We start from the raw sequence: 25,254 nt of genomic DNA, 5'->3' as shown, positions 1-25,254 counted from the left end.
CCATGGCCTACCGGCCGTCCAAGCAGTTCAAGAAGACCCTGTTCGGCAGCGGTGCCGTCCTCGTCCTCGCGGCCCTCAACGCCCCGGCCGCCGTCTCCTTCGCGAGCGAGAAGTACCACGCGTACAAGATCGCCCAGCCCGAGTACATGAAGAAGTACGGCTCCTGGGGCGTGGTCGCCGTCCCCGAGCAGTACAAGGTCAACGCCATCCACGCCGCCCTGCTGCACACCGGCAAGGTGCTGCTCATCGCCGGCTCCGGCAACAACCAGAAGAAGTTCGACGCCGGCACCTTCGAGACCGTCCTGTGGGACCCGGTCAAGAACACCTTCAAGAAGATCGACACCCCGGAGGACTTCTTCTGCTCCGGCCACACCCAGCTCCCCGACGGGCGGCTCCTGGTGGCCGGCGGCACCGCCCGCTACGAGATCCTCGACGGCGAGGTGAAGAAGGCCGGCGGCGGCATGCGGGTCAAGAACGAGAGTCCCGACAAGGCGGTCACCCTCAAGAAGGGCACCGTCTTCCGTTCCCCGTCCGGTGTCGAGTACGTGTCGAAGTTCGACGTCACCGTGCCCAAGGCCAAGCGCGAGTTCGAGATCTCGTACTTCAAGAGCGGCCAGATGAAGCCCTGGAAGACGAAGGTCACCGCGGCCGAGGCGCGGGTCTTCGTCGAGGCCAGGAAGGAGGGCCCGCAGGCGCTCACCACCGAGGCCGCGCAGTACGAGGTCGTCGGCCTCAAGGGCGACGACGCCGACAACGTCTACGGCCTCGCCCAGAAGCTCACCACCGAGAAGCAGGACTTCCAGGGCATCAAGGCGGCCTACGAGTTCGACCCGAAGGCCGAGCGGTACATCCCCGTCGCGCCCATGAAGGACGCCCGCTGGTACCCGACGCTCGTCACCCTCGACGACGGCAGGGTGCTCGCGGTGTCCGGGCTCAACGACGTCGGCGACGTCGTCCCCGGCGACAACGAGATCTACGACCCGAAGACCAAGAAGTGGTCCAAGGGCCCCTTCCGCTACTTCCCCACCTACCCGGCGCTCTTCCTCACCAAGGGCGGCAAGTTGCTCTACACCGGCTCCAACGCCGGTTACGGCCCCGCCGACAAGGGCCGCGAACCGGGCCTGTGGGACCTGAAGAAGAACGCCTTCACCAAGCTGCCCGGGCTCACCGACCCCGACCAGCTGGAGACCTCCGCCTCCCTGATGCTGCCGCCCGCCCAGGACCAGAAGGTCATGGTGCTCGGCGGCGGCGGGGTCGGCGAGTCACCGAACTCCACCGCCCGCACCTCCATCATCGACCTGTCCAAGGACAGCCCCGTCTTCACCGACGGGCCGGCGCTGCCGCAGGGCACCCGCTATCTCGCCAGCGTGCTCATGCCCGACGACACCGTCTTCACCAGTGGCGGCTCCGAGCAGTACCGGGGCTCGGGCGGCAGCGACATCCTCAAGTCGCAGTTCTACGACCCCCGGAGCAACGCCTTCAGCGAGGCCGCCGAGCCGACCGTCGGGCGCAACTACCACTCCGAGGCGCTGCTGCTGCCGGACGGCAGGGTCGCCACCTTCGGCTCCGACCCGCTCTACAGCAACAAGGACAACACCAAGCTCGGCACCTTCGAGCAGCGCATCGAGGTCTTCACCCCGCCCGTCCTGCACCGGGCCGGCGGGAACCGGCCGGTGCTCGGGGAGGGCCCGCAGGAGCTCGACCAGAACGGCCGGGCCACCTTCAAGACCCGGGACGCGACCCGGATCGCCACGGCCCGGCTGATGCGGCCCAGCGCCGTCACCCACACCACGGACGTCGAACAGCGCTCGATCGAGCTGGGCCTGACGAAGGAGCCGGACGGGGTGACGGTCACCGTCGAGGTCCCCAAGGACCGGACCCTGGTCCCGCCCGGCTGGTACATGCTGTTCGTGACGGACCAGGACGGCGTTCCGTCCGAGGCGAAGTGGATCCAGGTGGCCGGTGGGAGCGAGGACTCCGCCTGAGTCACGGCTTCGCCCGGCGCGCGAGCCCCAGCGCGTAGTCGGGCCACCAGGTACCGGCGGCCGGGCCGCCCCGGCAGGGGCCGTCCGAGTCGCCGGGCCGTTTGATCCACAGATACGCGTCGACCAGCTCGTCCCCGGTCCGGTCCGTCGGCGGTACGCCGAGCGCCCGGCCCGGGGGGTTGCACCAGGCCTCCGCCCGGTTCCCCGGGAGGGGGCCGTCGCCGTTGCGGCTGGTGTCCACCGTGAAGTGGGTGCCGCCGAGCAGCCGGGACAGACCCGCGCCGAAGCCCCGTACGACGTCGTTGGTCTGGAAGTTGGAGACGTTCAGCGCGAAGCCGTCGGCCCGGGCGATGCCCGCCCGGCGCAGCGGCTCCACCAGCTTGTCCGGGTCGTCGATCCAGGCCGGGTTGCCGGCGTCCAGATAGACCCGGGTGCGCGGCTGCCGCTTGAAGCGGTCGATCGCCTCGGAGAGCAGCCGGAGCCGCTCCTCGTGGTACTCGCCCGGGGTGCAGCCGTCCACGACGTGCGGCACCGCGTCCGGCTCCAGGACCACGACCGCGGGCGCGTCCCCGATCGCCGAGGCGAAGGCGTCCACCCAGTTCCGGTAGGCCTGCCCGTCGTGCGCCCCGCCCGCCGAGTACATCCCGCAGTCGCGGTGCGGGATGTTGTACGCGACGAAGACCACCGTGCGCTCGTCGGGCGCCGCGCCCTTCACCGCCCGGGTCACGTCCGGCACCGGGTCGTCGCCGGCCGGCCAGTCCGCCACCGGCCGCTCGGAGATCCGCCGCAGCACCTTGGCGTCCTCGGCGCGGCCCTGCGCCTCGTACTGCCGCACCTGCCGCGCCGCGTCGCTCTCCGGGTCGACCCAGAAGGGCGAGCCGCCGGTCGGCGCCGCCTCGCCGCGTGCCGAGGGCGGCCCGACGGGGGAGGCCGGTCCGTCGTCGTCCGTGGCGCAGCCGGCGAGCAGGAGGACGGTGACAAGGCCGAGAGCGGCGGTGGTGACGTGACGGCGGCGGGACATCCGGCCCCCAGGGTCGGGTTACGGGACGACGAGACGTGACATGTCGGGCCATCGTGGCATACCGGTCAGGCGGCATCCGGTTGCGACACCGTGAGCGCGATTCCGTGCGCGGCCCTGCTGGTCGGGGAGGTCCGGGCGGTCAGGCGGGCGTGGGCGGTCCGGGCGGCGGCGGATGCGACCGAAAGGCGAGACAGGGCTGACCGCCATATGACCAGTCGGTAAGGTCGACGCGTGCCGAAGCCGCTCAGTCTCCCGTTCGACCCCATCGCCCGCGCCGACGAACTCTGGCAGAAGCGCTGGGGCCCGGTCCCCTCGATGGCCGCGATCACCTCGATCATGCGCGCCCACCAGATCCTGCTGGCCGAGGTGGACGCCGTGGTCAAGCCGTACGGGCTGACCTTCGCCCGCTACGAGGCGCTGGTCCTGCTGACCTTCTCCAAGGCCGGCGAGCTGCCGATGTCGAAGATCGGCGAGCGGCTCATGGTCCACCCGACCTCGGTGACCAACACGGTCGACCGGCTGGTGAAGTCCGGCCTGGTCGCCAAGCGGCCCAACCCCAACGACGGGCGCGGCACGCTCGCGTCGATCACCGAGAAGGGCCGCGAGGTGGTCGAGGCCGCCACCCGCGACCTGATGGAGATGGAGTTCGGTCTCGGCGCGTACGACGCCGAGGAGTGCGCCGAGATCTTCGCGATGCTGCGCCCGCTGCGGGTCGCGGCGCACGACTTCGACGAGGGCTGACCCGCGCGAAGATCGCCCGGAACGTGCCGTTACGCTCGACGGCATGAAATCCAGCGTGCTGACCCGCTACCGCGTCATGGCGTACGTCACCGCGGTCATGCTCCTCATCCTCTGTGCCTGCATGGTCGCCAAGTACGGTTTCGGCGTCGGTGAGGACCTGACCTTCGCGGTCTCCCAGGCCCACGGCGTCCTCTACATCATCTATCTGATCTTCGCCTTCGACCTGGGCTCCAAGGCCAAGTGGCCGTTCGGCAAGCTCCTGTGGGTGCTGGTCTCGGGGACGATTCCGACGGCCGCCTTCTTCGTCGAGCGCAAGGTCGTCGCCGAGACGCTTCCGCTGGTCAGCGGCGCGCAGCCGGCTCCCGCCAAGGCCTGATCCGGGCCCCCGGGCCGTACCTCCGCACGTATGTGCGGAGGTTTGCCATCGACATTTACTAGGACGTCCTAGTAAATTCGAAGCATGGACGCTGACGCCATCGAGGAAGGCCGCCGTCGCTGGCAGGCCCGTTACGACAAGGCCCGCAAGCGCGACGCCGACTTCACCACGCTCTCCGGGGACCCGGTCGAGCCGGTCTACGGGCCCCGGCCCGGCGACACGTACGAGGGGTTCGAGCGCATCGGCTGGCCCGGTGAGTACCCCTTCACCCGGGGTCTGCACCCCACCGGCTACCGGGGCCGCACCTGGACCATCCGCCAGTTCGCCGGCTTCGGCAACGCCGAGCAGACCAACGAGCGCTACAAGATGATCCTGGCCGCCGGCGGCGGCGGGCTCTCGGTCGCCTTCGACATGCCCACCCTGATGGGCCGCGACTCCGACGACCCGCGCTCGCTCGGCGAGGTCGGGCACTGCGGCGTCGCCATCGACTCCGCCGCCGACATGGAGGTCCTCTTCAAGGACATCCCGCTCGGCGACGTCACCACCTCGATGACGATCTCCGGCCCCGCCGTCCCGGTCTTCTGCATGTACCTGGTCGCCGCCGAGCGCCAGGGCGTCGACCCGGCGGTGCTCAACGGCACCCTGCAGACCGACATCTTCAAGGAGTACATCGCGCAGAAGGAGTGGCTCTTCCCGCCCGAGCCGCACCTGCGCCTCATCGGCGACCTGATGGAGCACTGCGCGCAGGGCATCCCCGCGTACAAGCCGCTCTCGGTCTCCGGCTACCACATCCGCGAGGCCGGTGCGACGGCCGCGCAGGAGCTCGCGTACACCCTCGCCGACGGCTTCGGCTACGTGGAGCTGGGCCTGTCCCGCGGCCTCGACGTCGACGTCTTCGCGCCCGGCCTCTCCTTCTTCTTCGACGCGCACCTCGACTTCTTCGAGGAGATCGCCAAGTTCCGCGCCGCGCGCCGGATCTGGGCCCGCTGGATGAAGGAGGTCTACGGCGCCAAGACCGACAAGGCGCAGTGGCTCCGCTTCCACACCCAGACCGCCGGTGTCTCGCTCACCGCGCAGCAGCCGTACAACAACGTGGTGCGCACCGCGGTCGAGGCCCTCTCGGCCGTCCTCGGCGGCACCAACTCCCTCCACACCAACGCCCTCGACGAGACCCTGGCGCTGCCCAGCGAGCAGGCCGCCGAGATCGCGCTGCGCACCCAGCAGGTGCTGATGGAGGAGACCGGCGTCGCCAACGTGGCCGACCCGCTGGGCGGTTCCTGGTACGTCGAGCAGCTCACCGACCGCATCGAGGCCGACGCCGAGAAGATCTTCGAGCAGATCAAGGAGCGCGGTCTGCGCGCCCACCCGGACGGCAAGCACCCGATCGGGCCGATCACCTCCGGCATCCTGCGCGGCATCGAGGACGGCTGGTTCACCGGCGAGATCGCCGAGTCCGCCTTCCGCTACCAGCAGTCCCTGGAGAAGGGCGACAAGCGGGTCGTCGGCGTCAACGTGCACCACGGCTCGGTCACCGGCGACCTGGAGATCCTGCGGGTCAGCCACGAGGTCGAGTGGGAGCAGGTCCGGGTGCTCGGCGACCGCAAGGGCCGCCGGGACGAGGCCGCGGTCCGCGCCGCCCTCGACGCCATGCTGGCGGCGGCCCGGGACGGGAACAACATGATCCCGCCGATGCTCGACGCCGTACGGGCCGAGGCCACGCTCGGCGAGATCTGCAACGTGCTCCGCGACGAGTGGGGTGTCTACACGGAGCCGGCCGGCTTCTAGGACCCCGCCGCGAGGCGCGAGGGGCGGTACGGGAGTTCCCGTACCGCCCCTTCGTCCTACCGCTTGTCTCCGGCCGTCTTCAGTGGGCCCGGCCGGCCTCGTCCACCGCGCCCAGGCCGCCGATCAGCAGCGCGGACAGACGCCGTACCCAGGCCTCGTCGACCGGTTCGGCGCTCACCAGGGCGCGGTGCACCACCGCGCCGGCCACCACGTCGAAGATCAGGTCGTCGCCGGCCGCGATGGTCTCCGGGTCGCGCTCGGCGGGCAGTTCGCCGCGTTCCTGCGCGCGCTGGCGGCCCTCCAGGACCAGGCGCTTCTGGCGGTCCACGATGGAGCCGCGGATCCGCTCGCGGAGCGGTTCGTCGCGGGTGGACTCGGCGACCACCGCCATCAGGGCGGTCTTGGTCTCGGGGCGTTCGAGGAGCGCCGCGAACTGCAGGACGACGTTTTCGATGTCGGCGCGCAGGGAACCCAGATCAGGCAGTTCGAGTTCGTCGAACAGGACGGCGACGGCGTCCACGACGAGTTCGTTCTTGTTGGCCCAGCGCCGGTAGAGCGTGGTCTTGGCGACCCCGGCCCTGGTCGCGACATCGCCCATGGAGAGCTTGGACCAGCCCAGTTCCACCAGGGCCGCCCGGGTCGCCTCCAGGATGGCCGTGTCGGCCTCCGCGGAGCGCGGTCGTCCGGTTCGGCTTCGGGAACGGGTGCGGCTACACATGGACGCGACCATACCCGTCAGTAGGTATTGCGCCAGGGGCGGGCGATGTGAGCCAGTTCACCACCGCCCCCGCCCCACGCCGGGGCCGCTGCCATTACGCTACGACCCGTAGCGAAAGGCTTGGGGGTCCCCCCTGGACGAAGTCCTCGGGGGAAGCCTCAGCGACAACCACCGCGCCGGGTGGGGACCCGGCGCAGCGCACCCGCACGGAACCGCATCGTCCCGCCCCGGACGGCGCGGTTCGGCCATGGCTTTCCGGTTACGCGCGCGGAGGGGGGAGGATATAGCCATGCAGCCCCGAAACATGTCCATGAGCGGCGTCGTCGACCTCGCCGCGGTGAAGGCGGCCGGCGAGGCCAAGGCGAAGGCCGAGGCGGCGCGCGCCGAGGCCGCCCGGCACGGCGGCACGGCCGCCGTCGCCCCTTCCGCCCTGGTGATCGACGTCGACGAGGCCGGCTTCGAGCGCGATGTGCTCCAGCGGTCCGCCGAGGTCCCGGTCGTCATCGACTTCTGGGCCGAGTGGTGCGAGCCCTGCAAGCAGCTCGGCCCCCTCCTGGAGCGCCTGGCCGTCGAGTACAACGGGCGGTTCCTGCTCGCCAAGGTCGACGTCGACGCCAACCAGATGCTGATGCAGCAGTTCGGCATCCAGGGAATTCCGGCCGTTTTCGCGGTGGTCGCCGGTCAGGCGCTGCCGCTCTTCCAGGGTGCGGCCCCCGAGGCGCAGATCCGCCAGACCCTCGACCAGCTGGTCCAGGTCGCCGAGGAGCGCTTCGGTCTCACCGGTATCCAGGTGGCCCCGGACGCGCCCGGTGACGAGGGCGCCGCCGCCGTGCCGGCCGGCCCGTACGACGCGCTGCTCGAGGCGGCCATGTCCGCGCTCGACGCGGGCGACCTGGCCGGCGCCGTCCAGGCGTACAAGAACGTGCTCGCCGACGACCCGGGTCACCCGGAGGCCAAGCTGGGGCTCGCCCAGGCCGAACTGCTCTCCCGGGTGCAGGGCGTGGACCCGCAGCAGGTGCGCAAGAACGCGGCGGACAACCCGGCCGACGTGGCCGCGCAGATCGCCGCCGCCGACCTGGACCTGGTGGGCGGGCATGTGCAGGACGCCTTCGGGCGGCTCGTCGACGCCGTGCGCCGCACGGCCGGCGAGGACCGGGACGCGGCCCGGCTGCGACTCCTGGAGCTCTTCGAGGTGATCGGCGCCGACGACCCGCGCGTGACGGCGGCCCGGCAGGCCCTGGCGAGCGCCCTGTTCTGACCGTGTTCCGGCGGTCGAGACCCCTCCCGCAACGGGACGATTTGGCGACACGGTGACATTCGGCGGCCGCGCTTTACCAAAACTTGGTAATCGCGGCCGCTGTTACTTGCAGTAAATCGAACCCGCAAATCTGTCCGTCTTTCTCCGCCCTCATCCTCCTTTGTCATGTCGCACGGCGGCACCCTGTGTGGCCGTCCGATGTCGGCCCGTCGTGCCGTGGTTATCAGGCCGTTACTAGCGAGTAACGAACCCCCTTGTGCGGGCGCCCGTAATGGACCACGATCGGCGACGCTCGGTCCGACACCGCACCAGCCCGGCTACCCGCCGACTGACGCGGCGAAGGGTCCCCACCGAGCGGGCCGGCGGCGACGCCGCCGGTCGTGGACAGGGGGGTTCCTGCTCTGACCGGCAGGGCCTGTCCAATCCGGCCGCGCACCGCGTGGCCAGTGGTTGTCGCTCGGGGGTGATCGCCGGTGATTCGGACGCGCGTCGTGCCGCCTGAGCCCTCGGCGCTCTCCTTCCCGAGGACGTAGCACTTCTCCCATCCCAGGACGGGCCCCTGGGCCCACCCGGAGATGTACGTCCGAGAAGGAGGAATTCTCATGAAGTCCCAGGTTCGTGGCGGGACCAGATGGAAGCGGTTCGCCGTCGTCATGGTGCCGAGCGTGGCCGCGACGGCCGCGATCGGTGTCGGCCTCGCCCAGGGCGCGCTCGCCGCGTCGTTCAGCATTTCCGGCCAGGATTTCAAGGTCAAGGCCGACAGCCTCGTCGGCAAGAACTTCGTCCAGTACGGCAGCGTCGACGCCGGTAAGAAGCTCGACGGCAAGGACTTCGCGGAGCCTGTCGCGGTGTCCGGCTTCTCCGAGGCCTGGATCACCAACATGTGCCAGTCCGTCGTGACGCCGAACGTTCCGTTCGTCGGCGACGTCACGCTGGTGCTGCGGGCCGGCACCGAGGACAAGAAGCCGGTCTACGCGAAGGGCATCTACCTCGATGTCGCCGAGCTGAAGGCCGACGCCGAGTTCGGCAACATCGACATCGGCGTCGCGGCGGGTGACCTCAACAAGGTCAACGGCCAGGTGGTTCCGGGCAAGCCGGGCATCCAGCCGAACACCAAGGCCAACCCGTTCGGCTTCGGCCAGCGTGCCGAGGACGCCAAGCTCACCGACGTGAGGCAGCGGGCGTGGGCCACCACCGCCGCGACCTTCCAGCTGCCGAACCTCGACCTGTCGCTGCAGCGCGGCAAGGGTGCCGGCGTCGAGTGCTACTGATGCCGACGTCCGTCCAGGACTGACGCGTGCGGGTGCGGGGCCGTCCCGTACGGCCCCCACCCGCTTCGGTAGCACCCCTTCTTCTCCACCATCTCAGCAACACCGCTTCCAGGGAGCTGTTTTCCATGAGCGCCGAGTCCACTGCTTCCCGCGGAGTCCCCCTGCAGAACCGGTTCAAGGTCTGGCGGCAGACCCGGCCCTTCTGGGCGGGCCTCTTCACCATGATCGGCGGTGTACCGATCGCCTATCTCCCGTACGGGGACATGCGGCTCGGCAACATGACGCTCGCCATGCAGACGACGGCCGGAGCCGGCGCGCTGATCATCGGCGTACTGCTGATCACGCTCGGACTCACCATGTGGTTCCAGCCTGCCGTCCGGGTCTTCGCGGGTGTCGCGACCATCGTGCTCGGACTCATCTCCATCCCCGTGTCGAACTTCGGCGGCCTGGTGATCGGCTTCCTGTTCGCCCTCGTCGGCGGCGGCATGTCCGCGTCGTGGGCCCCGGCCCCGCCGGTGGAGGAGTCCGCCCAGGAGCCGGAGCGGGCCGAGCACTCGGAGCCGTACGAGCAGACGGAGGCGTACGAGCAGCCGGAGACGGCGCCGGCCGCTCCGGGCGAGCACCACGAGCACGACGGCACGACCGGTACCGGTACGACGCAGCCGCTGATTCCCCAGCAGGGTGCCGAGGCCCCGGTGGCCGAGACCACGACCGAAGCCAACGGCGGGAGCAACAGTGCGGGGTGACGAAACTCAGTCGGCCGGGACGGAGAGAGGACCGCGCCACGCGGCCCCCCGCAAGTCCCTCCTGAACAAGCTCCACGCGCCGGTCGGCAAGGCGATGGCCCTCGCGGCCATGCCCACCGCGGTGATCGTGGGCATGGGCCTGGCACCCCGGCTCGCCCTCGCCGACGACAGCAAGGACATCCCCTTCGCGCCCGGCCCGTGCGTGACCCGCTCGGACGAGCCGACGGCCGACCCGAGCGCCACGCCGGACACGACGGAGAGCCCGAAGCCGACCGCGAGCGCCACCGCGACCGCGAAGCCGACCGAGGAGCCCGCTCCGGACACCTCCGCGAGCGCCGAGCCGAAGCCGACCGCGACCTCCGGCGCGACCGCGCAGCCGCAGACGGGCGTCCAGGCGCTCGCGCCGAAGACCACCACGGCGCCCACGCCCACCCCGACGCCCACCAAGTCGGTCAACCCGCTCGACCCGCTGGGCCTCGGCGACGCGCTCAAGGACCTGTTCGACGGGCCGGACGCGACGACCGCACCGGCGCCCGCGCCCACTTCGACGGCCACCCCGACGAAGGCGCCCACCACGACCGCGGCCCCCACGAAGGCGCCCACCGCGCCCACCGGCACGACCGCGGACAAGTCCGCCGGGACGACGGAGACGACCGACATGGCCGTCGACAAGACGAAGGCGGCCATCCAGGACGCCGCCGACAAGGCCGGCGCCACCACCGAGGAGCTCGACGAATCGGCGAAGGGCCTCGAACCGACCACGGACGAGGACATACCCGACGGCGCCAAGCCGCGCTTCCCCTGTCCCGAGCCCGACCCGGCGGCGCTCGCCGCGGCGGAGCTGGAGACCGGCATGCCGCTGCTCCCGGACGAGCCGTGGCGCCTGGAGACCAGCACCCTTGAGCTGCGCGGTCTCAAGTACCACGGGATCGTCGAGGTGAAGACGGGCAGCGGTCAGATCAAGAAGGTCCTCAAGTTCACCGCGGACGAGGTGGACATCTGGAACCTGCACCAGCTGACCGTGCACTCCGCCGGCATGACCGGACACGTCCGCTCGGACCAGGGCTCGAAGTCCACCATCCGCAACGGCACGGTGACCATGTACACGGAGGAGCTGAAGGGCAACCTCTTCGGCCTCATCCCGGTCACCTTCAGCCCCCAGTCCCCGCCGCCGCTCGACGTCCCGTGGGCGGTCTTCACCAACTGCACGGTGAAGCAGGCCGGCCAGTTCGGCGGCACGCTCAGGGTCCCGGGCCTGCGCAACACGATCGAGCCGAACGCGTAACCGCCCGGCTCGTCACACACCCGTCCGGGAGCCGCACAGAACGGAGCCCCCGCCCCTCCGAGGAGGGACGGGGGCTTCCGTCATGGGATCCGATACGGCCCCCGGGACGTCACGCGCTCTCGGCGGCGCCGCCCAGGTGGTGCACCCGGACCATGTTGGTGGTGCCGGGGACGCCGGGGGGCGAGCCGGCGGTGATGATCATGGTGTCGCCGGCGTTGTAGCGCTGGAGCTTCAGGAGCTCGGCGTCGACCAGGTCGACCATGGCGTCCGTGTTGTTCACGAACGGCACCAGGAAGGACTCGACGCCCCAGCTCAGGGTGAGCTGGTTGCGGGTGCCCTCGTCGGTGGTGAAGGCCAGGATCGGCTGCTGCGCGCGGTAGCGGGAGAGCCGGCGGGCCGTGTCGCCGGACTGGGTGAAGGCGATCAGCGCCTTGCCGCCCAGGAAGTCGGCGATCTCGCAGGCCGCACGGGCGACCGAACCGCCCTGGGTGCGCGGCTTCTTGCCCGGGACCAGGGGCTGGAGGCCCTTGGAGAGCAGTTCCTCCTCGGCCGCGGCGACGATCTTCGACATCGTCTTGACGGTCTCGATCGGGTAGGCGCCCACGCTCGACTCGGCGGAGAGCATGACCGCGTCCGCACCGTCCAGGATGGCGTTGGCGACGTCGCTCGCCTCGGCGCGGGTCGGCCGGGAGTTGGTGATCATCGACTCCATCATCTGGGTGGCGACGATGACCGGCTTGGCGTTGCGGCGGCACATCTCGACGAGACGCTTCTGCACCATCGGGACCCGCTCAAGGGGGTACTCGACGGCGAGGTCGCCACGGGCCACCATGACGGCGTCGAAGGCGGCGACCACCTCGGCCATGTTCTCGACGGCCTGCGGCTTCTCGACCTTGGCGATGACGGGGACCCGGCGGCCCTCCTCGTCCATCACCTTGTGGACGTCCTTGACGTCGGCGGCGTCGCGGACGAAGGACAGCGCGACCATGTCGCAGCCCATGCGCAGCGCGAAGCGGAGGTCCTCGACGTCCTTCTCGGACAGGGCCGGGACGTTCACCGCCGCGCCGGGCAGGTTGATGCCCTTGTGGTCGGAGATGACCCCGCCCTCGACGACGATGGTCTTCACCCGCGGGCCCTCGACCTCGACCACGCGCAGCTCGACGTTGCCGTCGTTGATCAGGACCTGGTCGCCCTTGGACACGTCTCCGGGCAGGCCCTTGTACGTGGTGCCGCAGATGGACTTGTCGCCGGGGACGTCCTCGATGGTGATGGTGAACTCGTCACCGCGCACCAGCTCGACGGGGCCCTCGGCGAAGGTCTCCAGACGGATCTTGGGGCCCTGGAGGTCGGCGAGCACGCCGACGGCGCGGCCGGTGTCCGCGGCGGCCCTGCGGAGACGGTCGTACCGCTCCTGGTGCTCTGCCTGGGTCCCGTGGCTCATGTTGAATCGGGCCACGTTCATGCCGGCCTCGATGAGAGCCTTCAGCTGCTCATAGGAGTCGACGGCGGGGCCCAGCGTGCAGACGATTTTGGAACGGCGCATACGGCGGATCCTATCGGTTTGTTTCACTGCGGAATATTCCGTCTGGTGGAATGTACAAATGGGCAGGGGGCCGCTCAGGCGTTCACTCGTTCGAGCCCGCCCCTTCCAGAACGAGCGCGTAACTCTGGCGCGCGATCTCCAGCTCCTCGTCCGTCGGCACCACGGCGACCGCCACCCGCGCGTACACCGGCGAGATGATCCGGGCCTCGTCGGAACGCACGGAGTTGAGGTCCGCGTCCACCGCGAGCCCCAGTTCCTCCAGGCCCGCCATCGCAGCCTCCCGCACCGGCGCCGCGTTCTCGCCGACCCCCGCCGTGAACGCCACCGCGTCCACCCGGCCGAGCACCGCGTAATAGGCCCCGATGTACTTCTTCAGGCGGTGCACGTAGATGTCGAAGGCGAGCGCCGCCCGCTCGTCGCCCTCGTCGATGCGGCGCCGGATCTCCCGCATGTCGTTGTCGCCGCACAGCCCCACCAGGCCCGACCTCTTGTTGAGCAGTACGTCGATCTCGTCCGCCGACATGCCCGCCACGCGCTTCAGGTGGAAGGTCACCGCCGGGTCGATGTCGCCCGAGCGGGTGCCCATGACCAGGCCCTCCAGCGGGGTCAGACCCATCGAGGTGTCCACGCACCGGCCGCCGCGCACCGCGGAGGCGGAGGCCCCGTTGCCCAGGTGCAGCACGATCACGTTCACCTCCTCCGGCTCCTTGCCGAGCAGCTTCGCCGTCTCCCGGGAGACGAACGCGTGGGAGGTGCCGTGGAAGCCGTAGCGGCGGATCCGGTGCGCGTCCGCGGTCTCCACGTCGATCGCGTACCGCGCCGCCGACTCCGGCATGGTCGTGTGGAAGGCGGTGTCGAAGACCGCGACCTGCGGCAGGTCCGGGCGCATCGCCATCGCCGTACGGATGCCGACGAGGTTCGCCGGATTGTGCAGCGGCGCCACCGGCACCAGGCGTTCGATCTCCGCGAGCACCTCCTCGTCGATGACGGTCGGCTCGGTGAAGCGCAGCCCGCCGTGCACCACCCGGTGGCCGATCGCCGCCAGCTCGGGGGAGTCCATCCCGAGGCCGTCCGCCGCCAGCTCCTCGGCGACCGCCTTCAGCGCGGCCGCGTGGTCGGCGATCGGCCCGTTCTTCTCCCGCTTCTCGCCACCCTGCAAGGGGGTGTGCACGATCCGCGAGGTCTCCTCGCCGATCCGCTCCACGAGTCCCTGCGCCAGGCGGCGGTCGTCGCGCATGTCGAGCAGCTGGTACTTCACCGACGAGGAACCGGAGTTGAGGACCAGTACGCGGGTGGGGGTCGTCATGCCGGGGGCTCCTGGGGCTGGGACTGGATCGCCGTGATGGCGACGGTGTTGACGATGTCGCTGACGAGCGCGCCGCGCGAGAGGTCGTTCACGGGCTTGCGCAGACCCTGCAGGACCGGGCCGACGGCGACCGCGCCGGCCGAGCGCTGCACGGCCTTGTAGGTGTTGTTGCCGGTGTTGAGGTCCGGGAAGATCAGCACGGTGGCCTGGCCGGCCACCTCCGAGCCGGGCAGCTTGGTGGCCGCCACGGACGGCTCGACGGCCGCGTCGTACTGGATCGGGCCCTCGATCCGCAGCTCCGGATGCGCCTCCCGGACCAGCTTGGTCGCCTCGCGCACCTTGTCGACGTCGGCGCCGGAACCGGAGGTGCCGGTGGAGTACGACAGCATCGCGATCCGCGGCTCCACGCCGAAGCGGGCGGCGGTGGCCGCCGACTGCGCGGCGATGTCGGCCAGTTGCTCGGCGTTCGGGTCCGGGTTGACCGCGCAGTCGCCGTACACGAGCACCTTGTCGGCCAGACACATGAAGAAGACCGACGACACGATCGACGCCTCCGGCTTCGTCTTGATGATCTCGAAGGCCGGGCGGATCGTCGCGGCCGTCGAGTGCACCGAGCCGGACACCATGCCGTCGGCCAGACCCTCCTCGACCATCAGGGTGCCGAAGTAGTTCACGTCCGAGACGACGTCGTACGCGAGCTCCACCGTGACGCCCTTGTGGGCGCGCAGCCGCGCGTACTTCTCCGCGAAGGAGTCCCGCAGCTCCGAGGTCTGCGGGTCGATCAGCTGGGTGTCGCCGAGGTCCATGCCCAGGTCGGCGGCCTTCTTGCGGATCACCTCGACGTCGCCGAGCAGGGTCAGGTCGCACACGTCGCGGCGCAGCAGCACGTCGGCGGCGCGCAGCACCCGCTCCTCGGAGCCCTCGGGAAGCACCACGCGGCGCCGGTCGGCCCGGGCCTGTTCCAGGAGTTCGTGCTCGAACATCATCGGGGTGACCCGGCCGCTGCGGGCCACCGAGATACGGCGCAGCAGGTCCGCGGTGTCGACGTGGCGCTCGAAGACGCCGAGCGCGGTCTCCGCCTTGCGCGGCGTGGCCGCGCTCAACTTGCCTTCGAGGGCGAAGAGTTCGGAGGCGGTGGGGAAGCTGTAGCCGGGCACGGAGATGACCGGGGTGCCGGGCGCGAGCTTGGCCGCCAGGGTGAGGATCTCGTCGCTGGGCCGCTCGTCGAGGGTGAGCAGCACGCCCGCGATCGGCGGGGTGCCGGCCGAGTGCGCGGCGAGCGCGCCGATCACCAGGTCGGCCCGGTCGCCGGGGGTGACCACGAGACAGCCGGGGGTCAGGGCGTTGAGGAAGTTCGGCAGCATCGCGCCGCCGAAGACGAAGTCGAGGGCGTCGCGGGCGAACCCGGCGTCGTCGCCGAGGACCACGGTGGCGTCGAGCGCGTGGGTGATCTGGGAGACGGTCGGCGCGGCGAGGGCCGGCTCGTCCGGGAGTACGTAGCAGGGGACGGGCAGCCGGGCGGCCAGCCGCTCGGATATCCCCGCCCGGTCCTCGGCGGCCACCCGGTTGACCACCATCGCGAGCACGTCGCAGCCGAGTCCGTCGTACGCGCGGAAGGCGTTGCGCGCCTCGGCCCGCACCGACTCCGCGGGCTGGCCCTTGCCGCCGACCACCGGGATCACCGAGGCGCCGAACTCGTTGGCGAGGCGCGCGTTCAGGGCCAGCTCGTCGGGCAGCTGGGTGTGGGCGAAGTCGGTGCCGAGGACGAGCACCACCTCGTAGTCGCGGGCCACCGCGTGGAAGCGGTCCACGAGCTGGGACACCAGCTCGTCGGTGCCCCGCTCGGCCTGCAGGTCGGAGGCCTCGTGGTAGTCCATGCCGTACACGGTGGCGGGGTCCTGGGTGAGCCGGTAGCGGCTGCGCAGCAGGTCGAAGAGGCGGTCCGGGCGGTGGTGCACCAGCGGCCGGAACACCCCCACCCGGTCCACCTGGCGGGTGAGGAGCTCCATGACTCCCAGCTCGACGACCTGGCGGCCGTCTCCGCGGTCGATCCCGGTCACGTACACGCTGCGCGTCACGCCGTGGTCTCCTGTCCGAATCCGAGCGGCTTACTTGTCAGCCTGGTGGATGTAAAAACCACCGATAGGGCGGCAATGCCCTCTTGACAATACCCCTGCGGCTCGATACGACGCCCGCTGGACGAAGGGCCCGGAACCCCGGGACCAAAGGCCTCGGAAGGTCCCGGACGGCCCGACGGGGCCGGGTCGGCGGTGCGGCGGCGAGCGCCTCGGCACCGCCGACCGTGTGAGAATCGACAACGGCTCACCCGTACCACTACCGAGCAGGAGACAGAGCACGATGCGCATCGGAGTACTGACAGCGGGCGGCGACTGTCCCGGTCTGAACGCGGTGATCCGGTCCGTCGTGCACCGGGCCGTCACCCACTACGGCGACGAGGTCATCGGTTTCGAGGACGGCTACGCGGGCCTGCTCGACGGCCGCTACCGCACCCTCGACCTCAACGCCGTCAGCGGCATCCTCGCCCGTGGCGGCACCATCCTCGGCTCCTCCCGCCTGGAGCGCGCCCGCTTCCGCGCCGCCTGCGACAACGCCAAGGAGCTGATCGAGAAGAGCGGCTTCGACGCGCTTGTCCCGATCGGCGGCGAGGGCACCCTCACCGCCGCCCGCATGCTGTCCGAGGCGGGCGTCCCGGTCGTCGGAGTGCCGAAGACCATCGACAACGACATCTCCTCCACCGACCGCACCTTCGGCTTCGACACCGCCGTCGGCGTCGCCACCGAGGCGATGGACCGGCTCAAGACCACCGCCGAGTCCCACCAGCGCGTCATGGTCGTCGAGGTGATGGGCCGGCACGCCGGCTGGATCGCCCTGGAGTCCGGCATGGCCGGCGGCGCCCACGGCATCTGCCTGCCCGAGCGGCCCTTCGACCCGGCCGACCTGGTCAAGATGGTCGAGGAACGCTTCGCCCGCGGCAAGAAGTTCGCCGTCATCTGCGTCGCCGAGGGCGCCCACCCCGCCGAGGGCACGATGGACTACGGCAAGGGCGAGATCGACCAGTTCGGCCACGAGCGCTTCCGGGGCATCGGCACGGCCCTCGCGTACGAGCTGGAGCGCCGCCTCGGCAAGGAGGCCCGGCCCGTCATCCTCGGCCACGTCCAGCGCGGCGGCACCCCGACCGCGTACGACCGGGTGCTCGCCACCCGCTTCGGCTGGCACGCGGTGGAGGCCGTGCACCGCGGGGAGTTCGGCAACATGACGGCGCTGCGCGGCACGAACGTGGAGATGGTCCCGCTGGCGGAGGCCGTGACGCAGCTGAAGACGGTGCCCGAGGACCGGATGCGGGAGGCCGAGTCGGTCTTCTGACCGGCTCCCGAGACCCGAGCCGTCCCGGCCGAATCCCTGCTTGAGCCCGGCGCCGCGATCCACAAGGCTGGGGCCGTCGGAGGGAGCTGGCGGTGGGGGTGGAACAGCCGGACTGGCCGAGCGGCACCGAGCCCGAGCCCGAGCCGGAGCCGCGCGGGCGGTGGCGGCTCGGACTGGTCGGCGCGATCGGGGTGGCCGGCCTCGTCCTGGCCGCCGTCAGCGTCGTCGCCCTGGTCCGCGGCGGCACCCCGCCGCACCGCGGCGGCCCGCCCGATGGCCCGGTGACCACGGCCCCGGCCGCTCGGACGCCCGCGTCACGGTGACCGGCACCCCCGGGACCGAGGGCGCACCCCTGACGCAGGCGCCGTGCCGGGCGGACGCGAAGGGACGGCTCTTCGCGTCCGAGCCCGCCGACTAGACGGCCGGCCGCTCCACCAGCCGGGCCCGCAGCGCCTCGATCACCTCCCCGTCCAGGCCGACGTGGCCCGTGACGTACTCCCGTACCGAGCCGTACTCCGTCCGCAGATCCGCGAGGAACAGACGCATGACGTCGGCGGGGGCGCGGCCGAAGCCGTTCCAGCGCAGCTCCCGGTCGGGGTGGGCCGACTTCCAGTCGGCGACGAAGCGGGCGGTGGCGAGCTCGGTCAGGGCGAAGTCCGCCACGACGTCCTCGTCCGAGACGTCGAGGAGGGCGAGGACGAGGGCGGCGATGAGGCCCGTGCGGTCCTTGCCGGCGGCGCAGTGGAAGACCAGGGGGCCCTCCGCCGTGGCGATGATCTCCAGAGCGCTGCGGATCTCGGCGGCGCCGTCGAGGGCGACCTCTCCGAACCGGTCGGCGAGGAAGCGCCAGGGGTCGGGGTCCGGGGCGCGGTCGACCTGGTCGTACGGGCGGTGCTCGATGCTCAGGTTGTGCCAGCTCTGCGGCTCGCTCTCGGGGTGGCGGCCGCGGTGCGCGATCTCCGACGGGTAGCGCAGGTCGATCACGGTCGCGATGCCCAGCTCCCGGAAGCGCTCCAGATCGGAGGCGCACGCGTCGGGGCCGGCGAGCTTGCCGAGGGAGTCGGAGCGGTAGAGGGTCGCCCACCGCACGCTCCCTCCGTCGGCGGTCGGATAGCCGCCCAGGTCACGGAAGTTGTGGAGCCGTTCGAAGGTTATGTGTCGTCTCACGCGGTCAGCCTAGAGGCGCGACCGTCTCCCAGAAATGGTCCATGATCCCGTCCAGGTACGCCCGGCCCTCGTCGCCCGTCGCACCCGACGCGCCCCAGCTGCTGGTCGCCGCCATCCGCGCGTGGTACTCGGTGTGCAGCCGCTGCAGCGCCTGCTCCACCGCCCGCCGGGGCAGCGGCAGCAGCTTGCCGACCGGTTTCACGTACGCCTGCCAGCGCGTCGTCGCCGCGTCCCGCAGCAGACCGGACAGCTTCTCGTCGCCACCGGTCGCGGTCAGCAGCTCGCGCGGGCCGAGGCCGAGGACCTCGGCGAGGGCGGCGGTCTGCCGTTCGTTGCCGCGCCAGCCGCCGGACTCCTCCATGCGCAGATACGCGGCGGGGTCGAGCCCCACCAGCCGGGCCAGGTCCTCCGGCACGAGGCCGCGGGCGATCCGGTGCTCGCGCAGGGTGGTGGCGGCCATCAGGAGCTCGGCGGGGGAGCACCACAGCACGCCCGCGAGGGCGGTGAGCTCCTGCGAGGTGGGCGCGGCGCGGCCGCGCTCCCAGGCGATGACGGTCTCGGGGGCGACGAACAGGCCGTACTGGGCGCGGAGTCCGTAGGCGACATGGCCGGGGGCCATGCCGAGGCCCTCGCGCAGGCGGCGCGCGGCGAGGGCGTTGAAGGGTGGGGAGGGATGGTGCACCCGGCCACGGTAGGCACGGGGGATCACTCCTGGCTACGGTGCGTTCACCCAACGCTTTCGCTTGTGGGAACGTGGGAACCGATCAGTAACCGAGGGCCACAAGCCCGTGACGGCCGGTCAGTGGCCGCGGGCCCCCAGCCACCGGTACTGCAGCTCCGGGCGCCCGATCTGCCCGTACTGCGGCGCCCGCGCCGCCCGCCCCGCCGTCACCAGGTGCTCCAGATAGCGGCGCGCGGTGATCCGCGAGATGCCCACGGCCGTGCCCGCCTCCGCCGCCGTCAGCCCGTCCGGCGCGGCCCGCAGCGAGCGGGTCACCGCCTCCAGGGTGGGGCCGCTCAGGCCCTTGGGCAGCGCCGCCGGCTGCGGTGCGCGCAGGGTCGCGAGCGCCCGGTCCACCTCGTCCTGGCCCGAGGCCTCCCCGGCCGCCGCCCGGAACTCCGCGTACCGCACAAGACGGTCCCGCAGCGTCGCGAAGGCGAAGGGCTTCAGGACGTACTGCACGACCCCCAGCGACACGCCCTCCCGCACGATCGCCAGGTCCCGCGCCGAGGTCACCGCGATCACGTCCGCCGCATGGCCGGCCGCGCGCAGTGCCCGGAGCAGCTGGAGCCCGTGCCCGTCCGGCAGGTACAGGTCGAGCAGCAGCAGATCCACCCGGGTCCGGTCGAGGATCCGCACGGCCTCGGCCCGCGAGTGCGCCACGCCCACCACCGTGAAGCCGGGCACCCGCCCCGCGTACAGGGCGTGCGCGGCGGCGGCCACGGGGTCGTCCTCGACCACGAGCACCCGAATGCCGTCACCCCGGTTCACGCGCCCGCCTCCGCGCCCGCCTCCGCGCCCGCGCCGACCCGGCCGACGGTCGCGCCCAGCGGCAGCCGTACGGTGAACTCCGCGCCGCCCAGCGGGGATTCGGCGATCGTCAGGGTGCCCGAGGCGCGGCGCACGGCCTGCTGGACCAGGGCAAGCCCGAGGCCCCGGCCCGGGCCCCGGGTCGACCAGCCGCGGTCGAGCACGTCCCCGCGGTCCTCGGGGCGCACCCCCGGCCCGCTGTCCCCGACCCGCAGCAGCAGCTCGCCGCCGCCGGCGAGCGCGGTGACGGTGACCCGCGCGCTCCGTACCCCGTCGGGGAGTCCGGCCGCCTCCACCGCGTTGTCGATCAGATTGCCGAGGATGGTCACCAGGTCGCGGGACGGCAGCGACACCGGAAGCAGCCCGTCGTCGATCCGGCTGTCCTCGGTCAGCACCAGCTCCACGCCCCGCTCGTTGGCCTGCGCCGCCTTGCCGAGCAGCAGGGCGGCGAGCACCGGCTCGCCGACCGCCGTCACCACCCGGTCGGTGAGCGCCTGCGCCAGCTCCAGTTCGGCCGTGGCGAAGCCCACCGCCTCGTCGACCCGGCCCAGCTCGATCAGCGAGACCACGGTGTGCAGCCGGTTCGCCGCCTCGTGCGCCTGCGAGCGCAGCGCCTCCGTGAAGCCGCGCTCCGAGTCCAGCTCACCGGTGAGCGTCTGGAGCTCGGTGCGGTCCCGCAGGGTGACCACGGTGCCCCGGCGCTCCCCGCCGACCACCGGCCGGGTGCTCAGGACGAGCACCCGCTCGTCGGTCAGATGCAGCTCGTCCACCCGCGGCTCGGCCGAGAGGAGCGCCCCGGTCAGCGGCGCCGGCAGCCCGAGGTCGGCGGCCGAGCGGCCGACCACGTCGGCCCCGCACAGCCCGAGCAGCTCGCGCGCCCCGTCGTTGATCAGCGCGATCCGGCGCTGCCCGTCCAGCATCACCAGACCCTCGCGCACCGCGTGCAGCGCGGCCTCGTGGTAGTCGTGCATCCGGCTCAGCTGGGTCGCGTTCATGCCCTTGGTGCTGCGGCGGAGCCGCGCGTTGATGACGTACGTGCCGGCGCCGCCGAGCGCGAGCGCGGCGCCCGCCATCCCGAGCAGCGCGACGACCTGCTCGCGCACCTGCTGGCTGATCCGCTCGATGGTGATGCCCGAGCTGACCAGCGCGATCACCCGGTGGTGTCCCGGCGCCCCGGCCCCGGCCCCGGCCCCGGCCCCGGTCCCGGCGCCGTCGTCGAAGACCGGCGCGACCGTGCGCACCGAGAGACCGAGCACGCCCATGTGCGTCTCGGAGAAGGTCTCGCCGCGCACCGCCCGGTCGATGTGCCCGAGGTAGGTGCGCCCGATCTGCTCGGGCTCCGGGTGCGTCCAGCGGGTGCCGTCCGGCGCCATCACCACCACGTAGCTGACGCCCGCGTCGCGCCGTACGGCCTCCGCGTACGGCTGGAGCTGCGCGGTCGGAGCGGTGCGGTCCGCGGCCCGGGCCGCCGCCACCACGGCCGGGGAGGCGGCGACCGCCGTCGCCGTCGCCGTGGACTGCCTGCGCGCGGTCTCCTCCGCCTGCGCGCGGTCCGTCACGTACGCGAAGACGGCGCAGCCCGCGACGACGGCCGCCACCAGCACGACCTGCATCGCGAAGAGCTGGCCGGCCAGGCTGCGGGGACGGGGGAGGCGGAGACGCATGTCAGCCAGTGTGCCCGGCCGCGCGCGACCGCGGTACTTCGGACAGGAGTGACGTACTTCGGCCATGAACGAAACGCACGCAAGGGTGACCCCGGTCACAGGGCTGATGGATAGTCCTGGGGATCCACCGGGACGTGGACATCTGAGGACGAGGAGAACCCCGTGGCCGCAAGACGGGACCGCACCCATTATCTGTACCTGGCCGTGATCGGCGCCGTTCTGCTCGGCATCGCCGTGGGCTTCCTGGCGCCGGACTTCGCCGTCGAGCTCAAGCCGCTCGGCACCGGATTCGTCAGTCTGATCAAGATGATGATCTCGCCGATCATCTTCTGCACGATCGTGCTCGGCGTCGGTTCCGTACGCAAAGCCGCCAAGGTCGGCGCGGTCGGCGGCCTCGCCCTCGGCTACTTCCTCGTGATGTCGACCGTCGCCCTCGCCATCGGCCTGGTCGTCGGCAACATCCTGGAGCCCGGCTCCGGCCTGCACCTCACCAAGGACATCGCCGAGGCCGGCGCCAAGCAGGCCGAGGGCGCGAGCGAGGGCACCGCCGACTTCCTCCTCGGCATCATCCCCAAGACCATCGTCTCCGCCTTCACCGAGGGCGAGGTGCTGCAGACCCTGCTCGTCGCGCTCCTCGCGGGCTTCGCGCTCCAGGCGATGGGCTCCGTCGGCGAGCCGGTGCTCCGCGGCATCGGGCACATCCAGCGCCTGGTCTTCCGCATCCTCGCGATGATCATGTGGGCCGCGCCGGTCGGCGCGTTCGGCGCGATGGCCGCCGTCGTCGGCGCCACCGGCATCGACGCCCTGAAGTCGCTCGCCGTCATCATGATCGGCTTCTACGTCACCTGCGCGCTGTTCGTCTTCGTGGTGCTCGGCACGCTGCTCCGGCTGATCGCCGGCGTCAACATCCTGTCGCTCCTGAAGTACCTGGGCCGCGAGTTCCTGCTGATCCTGTCCACCTCCTCCTCCGAGTCGGCGCTGCCCCGCCTCATCGCGAAGATGGAGCACCTGGGCGTCTCCAAGCCGGTGGTCGGCATCACCGTCCCGACCGGCTACTCCTTCAACCTCGACGGCACCGCCATCTATCTGACGATGGCCTCGCTCTTCGTCGCCGAGGCGATGGGCGACCCGCTGTCGATCGGCGAGCAGATCTCCCTCCTCGTCTTCATGATCATCGCCTCCAAGGGCGCGGCGGGCGTCACCGGCGCCGGACTCGCCACCCTGGCCGGCGGCCTCCAGTCGCACCGCCCCGAACTCGTCGACGGCGTCGGCCTGATCGTCGGCATCGACCGCTTCATGAGCGAGGCCCGCGCCCTCACCAACTTCGCGGGCAACGCCGTCGCCACCGTCCTGGTCGGCACCTGGACCAAGGAGATCGACAAGGCCCGGGTCACCGAGGTGCTCGCCGGCCGCGTCCCCTTCGACGAGACCACCCTCGTCGACGACCACGCCCCCGCCGAGGTACCGGACCAGCGCACCGACGAGGGCGAGGAGAAGGCCCGCGCCGGCGTCTGAGCCGTCAGCCGTCAGCCGTCAGTTGTCGGCTGTCAGCCGTCACGTCCATGAGCCTCCGGGCCCCGGGCCTTGAGCCGGATCCGGGTCCCGGACGCGGAACGCCCCCGAAGCCTGTGCGGCGGGGGCGTTCCGTACGAGCGGGGGAAGGTTCCGCAGGTCACTCCTCCGGTACGGCGTCCAGCTCGGCCGACTCCGCATCCGTCAGCACCAGGTCCGCCGCGAGTGCCGAGTCCCGCGCCGTCTCCGGCCGGCTCGCGCCGGGGATCGGCAGGACATGGCCGCCGGGCCGGGCGAGCAGCCAGGCGAGCGCGACCCGCTGCGGCGACACGCCCCGAGCCCGCGCCACCCGGTGGAAGGCGCCGAAGCGGGGGTCCGCCGCCTGGGCCGAGGCCCCGTCGAGCGAGCTGCGCGAGATGCCGCCCAGCGGACTCCACGGCAGGAAGGCCAGCCCCAGCTCGGCGCAGAGCCGCAGCTCGGGCTCGCTGTCCCGGACGGCGGGGGAGTACCGGTTCTGCACCGACACCAGGCGGTCGCCCAGGATCTCCCGGGCCAGCAGGATCTGCTCCCGGTCCACGTTCGAGATCCCGGCGAGCCGGACCGTGCCCTCGTCCAGCAACTCCCGTACCGCACCGAGCGATTCGGCGTACGGCACCGCCGGGTCCGGCTTGTGCAGCTGGTAGAGCCCGATCGCGTCCGTGCCCAGGCGCCGCGCCGAGCCCTCGGCCACCCGCCGCAGATGCTCCGGGCGCCCGTCGACCGTCCAGCCGCCGTCGGCGCTCCGGCCGCGCCCGCCCTTCGTGGCGACGAGCACCGCGTCGCGGCCCCCGCCGTACGCGGCGAGCGCACGGGCCACGAGCCGCTCGTTGGCCCCGGCCTCCCCGCCCGGCGGGTGGTACGAGTCCGCCGTGTCGAGGAGCGTCACCCCCGCGTCCAGGGCGGCGTGGACGGTGGCGACGGCCCGGGCCTCGTCCGGGTGTCCTTCGATGGACAGCGGCATCGCGCCGAGTCCGACGGCGCCGACGGTGCGGTCGCCGAGCCTGCGGTGCAGCATCAGACCTCCTGGGAAAGGGTCTCGGAGATCGCCTTCCGGAGCCATTCCGAGGAATGCGAGAAACGGAAACCGAGCGCTTCCGCGCGGGAATTGTCCATGCCGTACGAGCGGGCGAAGGAGAACGGCGACACCGCCCCGACCTCCACCTCCCGGAATTCGGTCCGGCCGCCGCCCGTGACCGCCTCGATCTCCGCGCAGATCTCCGCCGTCGTCAGCGGCCCGTGGGAATGCGCGTTCACCGGCCCGGTGAATTCCGTCTCCGTCGCCGCCCACGCCAGGAAGGCCGCGATCTCCTCCACGTACACATAGGTCGCGGGCCGGTTCACCGGCGGTACGGCGATGGGCTCGCCCGCCCGGACGCGCTCCGCGTAGTGCGCGACCCGCCCGGTGAAGTCGTCCGCGCCGCCGAGCACATGCGCGACCCGCACCGACGCCCACGGGAACTCCGCGCCGGCCGCGAACACCGCCTCCGCCTGCCGTTTTCCCTCCCCGTAGTGCGCGTCCAGGAACTCCGGGTCCTCCCACGGCAGCGTCGGGTCGACCGCGACGGCCGCCGGGTCGACGGCGCCCTCGGCGACCGGGACCGCCGAGTCCTCGTACTCGTACACCTCGACCGTCGACGTCATCACATAGCGCCGGGTGCGCCCCGCGAAGACGCGGGTGGCGACGGCCGCCTGGCGCGGGGTGTAGCAGACCTGGTCGACGACGACGTCGAAGGCCCGGCCCGCGAGGACGCTTTCCAGCGCCTTCTCGTCATTGCGGTCGGCACGCAGTTCCGTCACCCCCTCCGGCGCCGGGGAAGAACCGCGATTGAGTACCGAGACGCGATGCCCGGCGTCGAGCAGGCGCGCGATCAGCCGCTTTCCGAAATAGCGGGTACCGCCGATGACCAAGATCTCCATGTCCA

Annotated in this window: 22 protein-coding genes; 11 read left to right on the top strand and 11 right to left on the bottom strand. The window is 71.7% G+C overall.

What is annotated here, in order from left to right:
• Window positions 1-2: 2 nt before the first annotated feature.
• A complete protein-coding gene (locus AB0M18_RS03940) occupies window positions 3-1,985 on the top strand; it encodes a kelch motif-containing protein (protein WP_365755208.1) in 1,983 nt (660 codons plus the stop codon).
• A 1-nt stretch (window position 1,986) separates the two neighbouring features.
• Here the strand turns inward: AB0M18_RS03940 and AB0M18_RS03935 are convergent, their stop codons facing one another.
• Window positions 1,987-3,006, bottom strand: coding sequence for a glycoside hydrolase family 6 protein (locus AB0M18_RS03935; RefSeq protein WP_365755207.1), 1,020 nt, complete (start codon window positions 3,004-3,006; stop codon window positions 1,987-1,989).
• A 231-nt stretch (window positions 3,007-3,237) separates the two neighbouring features.
• On the opposite strand from AB0M18_RS03935, the gene AB0M18_RS03930 reads away from it, so the two are divergent.
• The 3 genes from AB0M18_RS03930 (at window position 3,238) to AB0M18_RS03920 (ending at window position 5,908) form a co-directional block, all read left to right on the top strand.
• On the top strand, window positions 3,238-3,747 hold the full coding sequence (locus AB0M18_RS03930) for a MarR family transcriptional regulator (protein ID WP_093874040.1): 510 nt from the start codon (window positions 3,238-3,240) through the stop codon (window positions 3,745-3,747).
• Window positions 3,748-3,790: 43 nt separating this feature from the next.
• A complete protein-coding gene (locus AB0M18_RS03925) occupies window positions 3,791-4,123 on the top strand; it encodes a DUF3817 domain-containing protein (RefSeq protein ID WP_265864787.1) in 333 nt (110 codons plus the stop codon).
• 84 nt (window positions 4,124-4,207) lie between these two features.
• A complete protein-coding gene (locus tag AB0M18_RS03920) occupies window positions 4,208-5,908 on the top strand; it encodes a methylmalonyl-CoA mutase family protein (protein ID WP_365755206.1) in 1,701 nt (566 codons plus the stop codon).
• A gap of 79 nt (window positions 5,909-5,987) precedes the next feature.
• Here AB0M18_RS03920 and AB0M18_RS03915 read toward each other — a convergent pair whose 3' ends face one another.
• Window positions 5,988-6,626, bottom strand: coding sequence for a TetR/AcrR family transcriptional regulator (locus AB0M18_RS03915; protein ID WP_365755205.1), 639 nt, complete (start codon window positions 6,624-6,626; stop codon window positions 5,988-5,990).
• A 289-nt stretch (window positions 6,627-6,915) separates the two neighbouring features.
• On the opposite strand from AB0M18_RS03915, the gene AB0M18_RS03910 reads away from it, so the two are divergent.
• The 4 genes from AB0M18_RS03910 to AB0M18_RS03895 all read left to right on the top strand — a co-directional run bounded on the left by AB0M18_RS03910 (window position 6,916) and on the right by AB0M18_RS03895 (window position 11,186).
• Window positions 6,916-7,884, top strand: a complete 969-nt coding sequence (locus AB0M18_RS03910; RefSeq protein WP_365755204.1) for a tetratricopeptide repeat protein — start codon at window positions 6,916-6,918, stop codon at window positions 7,882-7,884.
• A gap of 602 nt (window positions 7,885-8,486) precedes the next feature.
• Window positions 8,487-9,155 carry a DUF6230 family protein gene (locus tag AB0M18_RS03905; protein ID WP_365755203.1) on the top strand — a complete coding sequence of 223 codons (669 nt, stop codon included), beginning with the start codon at window positions 8,487-8,489 and terminating at the stop codon, window positions 9,153-9,155.
• 125 nt (window positions 9,156-9,280) lie between these two features.
• Complete coding sequence (locus AB0M18_RS03900) at window positions 9,281-9,901, top strand: DUF6114 domain-containing protein (RefSeq protein ID WP_365755202.1); 621 nt, start codon at window positions 9,281-9,283, stop codon at window positions 9,899-9,901.
• A complete protein-coding gene (locus AB0M18_RS03895) occupies window positions 9,891-11,186 on the top strand; it encodes a hypothetical protein (protein ID WP_365755201.1) in 1,296 nt (431 codons plus the stop codon). The genes AB0M18_RS03900 and AB0M18_RS03895 overlap by 11 nt, the downstream gene beginning before the upstream one ends.
• A 109-nt stretch (window positions 11,187-11,295) precedes the next feature.
• Here AB0M18_RS03895 and pyk read toward each other — a convergent pair whose 3' ends face one another.
• The 3 genes from pyk to pta form a co-directional block, all read right to left on the bottom strand.
• A complete protein-coding gene (gene pyk, locus AB0M18_RS03890) occupies window positions 11,296-12,729 on the bottom strand; it encodes a pyruvate kinase (RefSeq protein WP_365755200.1) in 1,434 nt (477 codons plus the stop codon).
• Window positions 12,730-12,811: 82 nt separating this feature from the next.
• Window positions 12,812-14,035 (bottom strand): acetate kinase, encoded by a 1,224-nt coding sequence (locus AB0M18_RS03885; RefSeq protein ID WP_365755199.1) that lies wholly within the window; start codon window positions 14,033-14,035, stop codon window positions 12,812-12,814.
• Complete coding sequence (pta, locus tag AB0M18_RS03880; protein WP_365755198.1) at window positions 14,032-16,113, bottom strand: phosphate acetyltransferase; 2,082 nt, start codon at window positions 16,111-16,113, stop codon at window positions 14,032-14,034. Before pta ends, AB0M18_RS03885 begins: the two co-directional genes overlap by 4 nt.
• Window positions 16,114-16,393: 280 nt before the next feature.
• On the opposite strand from pta, the gene AB0M18_RS03875 reads away from it, so the two are divergent.
• The gene (locus AB0M18_RS03875) at window positions 16,394-17,419 is read left to right on the top strand and encodes an ATP-dependent 6-phosphofructokinase (protein ID WP_365755197.1); all 1,026 of its coding nucleotides are present in this window, start codon (window positions 16,394-16,396) and stop codon (window positions 17,417-17,419) included.
• A 92-nt stretch (window positions 17,420-17,511) separates the two neighbouring features.
• On the top strand, window positions 17,512-17,742 hold the full coding sequence (locus AB0M18_RS03870; protein WP_365755196.1) for a hypothetical protein: 231 nt from the start codon (window positions 17,512-17,514) through the stop codon (window positions 17,740-17,742).
• Between the two features lie 91 nt (window positions 17,743-17,833).
• On the opposite strand, the gene AB0M18_RS03865 is transcribed toward AB0M18_RS03870, so the two are convergent.
• The 4 genes from AB0M18_RS03865 to AB0M18_RS03850 form a co-directional block, all read right to left on the bottom strand.
• Complete coding sequence (locus AB0M18_RS03865) at window positions 17,834-18,586, bottom strand: tyrosine-protein phosphatase (RefSeq protein ID WP_365755195.1); 753 nt, start codon at window positions 18,584-18,586, stop codon at window positions 17,834-17,836.
• A 4-nt stretch (window positions 18,587-18,590) separates the two neighbouring features.
• A complete protein-coding gene (locus tag AB0M18_RS03860; RefSeq protein ID WP_365755482.1) occupies window positions 18,591-19,205 on the bottom strand; it encodes a helix-turn-helix domain-containing protein in 615 nt (204 codons plus the stop codon).
• A gap of 180 nt (window positions 19,206-19,385) precedes the next feature.
• Window positions 19,386-20,078, bottom strand: a complete 693-nt coding sequence (locus AB0M18_RS03855) for a response regulator (protein WP_365755194.1) — start codon at window positions 20,076-20,078, stop codon at window positions 19,386-19,388.
• A complete protein-coding gene (locus tag AB0M18_RS03850; protein ID WP_365755193.1) occupies window positions 20,075-21,781 on the bottom strand; it encodes an ATP-binding protein in 1,707 nt (568 codons plus the stop codon). The genes AB0M18_RS03855 and AB0M18_RS03850 overlap by 4 nt, the downstream gene beginning before the upstream one ends.
• 162 nt (window positions 21,782-21,943) lie before the next feature.
• On the opposite strand from AB0M18_RS03850, the gene AB0M18_RS03845 reads away from it, so the two are divergent.
• Window positions 21,944-23,296, top strand: a complete 1,353-nt coding sequence (locus AB0M18_RS03845) for a cation:dicarboxylase symporter family transporter (protein WP_365755192.1) — start codon at window positions 21,944-21,946, stop codon at window positions 23,294-23,296.
• 157 nt (window positions 23,297-23,453) lie between these two features.
• Here AB0M18_RS03845 and AB0M18_RS03840 read toward each other — a convergent pair whose 3' ends face one another.
• Both AB0M18_RS03840 and AB0M18_RS03835 read right to left on the bottom strand, forming a co-directional pair.
• Window positions 23,454-24,347: an aldo/keto reductase gene (locus tag AB0M18_RS03840; RefSeq protein WP_365755191.1), complete on the bottom strand. Its 894-nt coding sequence runs from the start codon at window positions 24,345-24,347 to the stop codon at window positions 23,454-23,456.
• On the bottom strand, window positions 24,347-25,249 hold the full coding sequence (locus AB0M18_RS03835; protein ID WP_365755190.1) for an NAD-dependent epimerase/dehydratase family protein: 903 nt from the start codon (window positions 25,247-25,249) through the stop codon (window positions 24,347-24,349). Before AB0M18_RS03835 ends, AB0M18_RS03840 begins: the two co-directional genes overlap by 1 nt.
• Window positions 25,250-25,254: the final 5 nt, after the last annotated feature.

This window comes from Streptomyces sp. NPDC051909 (genome assembly GCF_040681095.1).
Classification (GTDB): domain Bacteria; phylum Actinomycetota; class Actinomycetes; order Streptomycetales; family Streptomycetaceae; genus Streptomyces.
This window is presented reverse-complemented; position numbering and strand designations above follow the sequence as displayed.